Annotated in this window: 4 protein-coding genes; all 4 read right to left on the bottom strand. The window is 56.6% G+C overall.

All coding sequences use genetic code 11. The annotated features are described in order from the left end of the window. Positions 1 to 235: hypothetical protein (locus tag N4G42_RS02325; protein ID WP_260666011.1), on the bottom strand; the 235-nt coding region annotated here is incomplete at its 3' end. Further along, positions 222 to 713: a hypothetical protein gene (locus tag N4G42_RS02320; protein WP_260666010.1), complete on the bottom strand. Its 492-nt coding sequence runs from the start codon at positions 711 to 713 to the stop codon at positions 222 to 224. The genes N4G42_RS02325 and N4G42_RS02320, both read right to left, overlap by 14 nt. Before the next feature lie 293 nt (positions 714 to 1,006). Then, positions 1,007 to 1,660, bottom strand: a complete 654-nt coding sequence (locus tag N4G42_RS02315) for a hypothetical protein (RefSeq protein ID WP_260666009.1) — start codon at positions 1,658 to 1,660, stop codon at positions 1,007 to 1,009. 242 nt (positions 1,661 to 1,902) lie between these two features. Next, a complete protein-coding gene (locus N4G42_RS02310; protein WP_260666008.1) occupies positions 1,903 to 3,045 on the bottom strand; it encodes a site-specific integrase in 1,143 nt (380 codons plus the stop codon). Positions 3,046 to 3,469 lie beyond the last annotated feature (424 nt).

The raw sequence follows: 3,469 nt of genomic DNA, 5'->3' as shown, positions 1-3,469 counted from the left end.
CAAACTTCGCTCTCTCGCCGTCGCCGCGCGGGCAGATGAGATACTTCATGAAGACTTGGGTGCCATTCGTGGTATCCGTCCCTGAGAATGTTGCACCTCCGAAGGAACTGCCGATTCTGTAGTCCGCGCGATAGCGATTGCCCAGCGTGGCTATTCCCAGCATTCTGATGAGCGCGGTGCTCTTGTTTGGCGCGGGCATGTTGTCAGTCACTTCTTCCTCTTTAGCTTTTGGCATTGAACAGAGTCGTTGCCTGAACACTGCTGCAAACTAGCATGACTTCGTTCTCGGAAAGAAGCGCTGAGTGGATGTCATCGCATCTGAACTCAAGCCGGCCCAGCAGCGTCGGAATTGTTTCGCTCGAATGCGAATCCATATATGCGCCATAGAGGTCCCCGCACAGCGGACTCCAACAGAAGCAAAAATCGGCTAATGGGCGTAGCGCCCTTACCTCCCCCGTGTCGCGAGCATAGTCGCGCGCCACATCGAGGGATCCCGTAGAAAAAATCGATCGCTGACGAAATCGAACACCGAATCGTGCTTCAAACCAGTTATCAATCTCAAGCTGCACCAGCGGCGGCATATTCACAGGCGTCCGCTCCTCAGGGGAGCCGAAAGTGACTGTCTCTTCGCTGACCCGAATCGGAAATCCACGAAAGAGCTTTAAACCTTTGGACTGTTCGTCCCATACATGCTCGGAATTCCAGATTGGCATTAGTGGTTGGGCTCCTTGAGGTGACACTGGATACTCAGCCGAAGGGTACCCGGGGATCGGAATCTCCGCCTAGTAGCCGATTGGCGATCCTGGGAATAGTGCCACCGCCTGAAATGGACCTAAGCGCGCACGCACTGAGGGCCGCCGCAGCAAGGGGGGACACCGCGACGAAGGAAGCGTGCGCCTCACCGCTGCTTTACTACCGTTTCCAGCCTATGCAAACGCTGCTTCTGAGACTCCGCTGCTGGCCGGTTGCGGAGTGGATCGCCCCGAATTCCTTGAAGGCTTTTTATCTACTTAGATGACTTCTCGGCCATCTTCTTTGCCGGAGAGACAAGCAAACTTACCACCTGCTCATGCCTTAAAAGTCGAGTTTCGCTGCCGGTCCAAAAAGCACAGTGGGTTGCTCCACATGTCACCTGAAAGGCCGTAAACGTGGGCTTTCCTTCGATGTTCACAACAGCCGTACGGTGGGTGCCTTCTGACCAACTGTTTTTGTCACCTTCAGCAGCCTTTTCCCCTGCATCAGAAGATAGCAGAATGGCGACAACCAGTGCCACCACGATAAAGAAGAAGCCGGCGACATAAAAGTAGAGAACCCCCCCTTTCTCCACAAACCTAATCAAGGCGGGGGTAGGCGTGTTTGGCATCGCGACCACTTTGGAACGTATCCGCTGCAATGCCAGCGTTTGAAGACGTTGAACTTTCGGAAATGAGGAAAGCACAGCCGCGGTCATCACAACAGCGAACACTAGAGCCACGATAGACACACCAGTCAGCATGGGACCAAGTCCAAGCGTCAAAAGAGACATGAATCCATACAGCCACACTCTGTCTATCTGGAGCGGGAACATGGACTCTTCCACGCCGAAGGCTCTCAGATAGCTCTCGTGATACACCGTGCCCACGAGGTAAAGCACTGCTGAAAGAACCGGAAGGACGGTCAACAGAAGTTGAAGCGGTGACTCTCTCCCATACGACCCGCCACGACTGTGATCTGGCGTTGCAACAGGCGACTCTGCTAGGTGCCCCGGCTCTCGTGCGCCATCACCAACAACGCTCGGAGAGCTATTCGTATCCACGAACTGTTTTGCCTGTCGCTGTTCTTTGTTTTTGCCCCTCATTACCCCTCCAAAATGAATACTCTGACGCCCCGGCCCCACAAGGGAAACCAGGGCGCCCACCGCTTTTACGCAGCCTTCTTGACGATCATCGACCCTGCATTCGCGGCTTCTTGCAGCGCCTTTGCCGATAGGTGCGCGTACCGCATGGTCACCTTGGGATCGCTATGCCCAAGTATCTGCTGAACTTCGAACAGGCTCCGCCCACGCGAGACCAGGAACGACGCAAAGGTGTGCCGTAGGTCGTGAATGCGGATGTTGACTCCCGCCTTCTTGCGCAGCCGATACCACGCCCGGGTAATGGCGGTGTACGGCTTGCCTGTCACGGGTGAGGGGAACAGATACTGCGATTGCCCTTGCGACTCCAACTGTTCCAGCACCCACAAGGCCGAGTCGTTCAACGGGATGGGCCGTGGCTTCTTGGATTTGGACAAGCTGGCCTCTACCTTCCACACGCCCCGCTCGATATTGATATTCTTCCAGGTGGCGGTGAGCCCCTCGTTCAGGCGGGCACCCGTACTCAGCAAAAACATCAGGATCAGGCAAACCGTGCGGTTGCGATCGGTGCGCAGCACATGCAGCAGTTGCTCTAGCTGCGTTTCGTCGAGGTAGTTCTCGACCTGGTTGTCCACCATGAACAGCTTGATGCCCTTGAGCACGTTCTTTTCGATGAACTCCCATTGCACGGCGAGGTTCAATGCACGGCGCATCAGCTTGATGCAGTGATCCGCTGAGGCAGGGCTTTGCTTTTGCAGGAACGCCCGGTGGAACACCTCCACCTCCCGCCGGGAGATCGCATTCAGGGGCATGTCCTTGAACGTGGGCGCAAGGTGCAGGCGGTACAGCTGCTCATCCTTCTTGGCGGAACGTTTGTGAGAAATCGCATGAGGCATGTAGTGTTCGCGCATGAACACGTCGAACGTCATCGAGTCCAAAGGGGCCCTGGTCGATGTCTCTGAGATCGAGTGCTTGGGCGCCAGCACATGAGCGGCCTTGAGCTGGCGAGCTTGCTTGCGGGCCTGGGCAAGGGTCACGTCTTTGATCGTCCCGAGCTTGGTGTAGCTGTTGGTGCCCTTGTCATTCTTTTGACGCAGGTACCAAGTGGGAACAGCAGTCACAGATGCACGGCATTCGACGAACAAGCCAGGCTCGTCCGCGACGCTGTACTCGATCTTGGTTTTCCCGGGAGGGCACACCAGACCGGACGCCATGAAGGCAGGGGTAAAAGTCATGACTGGCATAAAGACTCCTTTCGAGTGGTTGGAAATGCGTGCCGCAAGGGACTGGGCACAGAGGTGGTATGAAGTGGGTATGCACGAGGACTGCGAATCCCCGTGACAAGCGGCAGACGCAGCGATGCCCCTCGGCTCCTAGGCAGAGGGTGCAAGGTGGTCGTGTTGGAGCAACGTCTGGAAATAGACGACTCGTCAGAGCGGGCAGCCCTCAAGAGATGTGAGAGCCCTGGCCCGATGCGGCGCGGCCTGGAGAGCTGAAAGTCCCCGAAACCTGGTGTTCTGGAAACCTGGGCCTCTCCCGGCACCGTGGGTGGTTAGTAGTCGTCGGGATCGACAGGAGCGATCCAAGGCGTCAGTAGCGAGTAGATTTTGGCGCCACGTGCCCCGACACGCACTGACC

It is taken from the genome of Acidovorax sp. K2F, from assembly GCF_025246485.1.
In the GTDB taxonomy this organism is placed as follows: Bacteria; Pseudomonadota; Gammaproteobacteria; order Burkholderiales; family Burkholderiaceae_C; genus Acidovorax; species Acidovorax delafieldii.
The sequence above is the reverse complement of the archived record's forward strand: the minus strand, read 5'-3'. Positions and strand labels throughout refer to the sequence as shown.

Coding starts and splice junctions, on each gene's coding strand:
- N4G42_RS02320 (WP_260666010.1), bottom strand. CDS start 713: ATGCCAATCTGGAATTCCGAGCATGTATGGGACGAACAGTCCAAAGGT.
- N4G42_RS02310 (WP_260666008.1), bottom strand. CDS start 3,045: ATGGCGTCCGGTCTGGTGTGCCCTCCCGGGAAAACCAAGATCGAGTAC.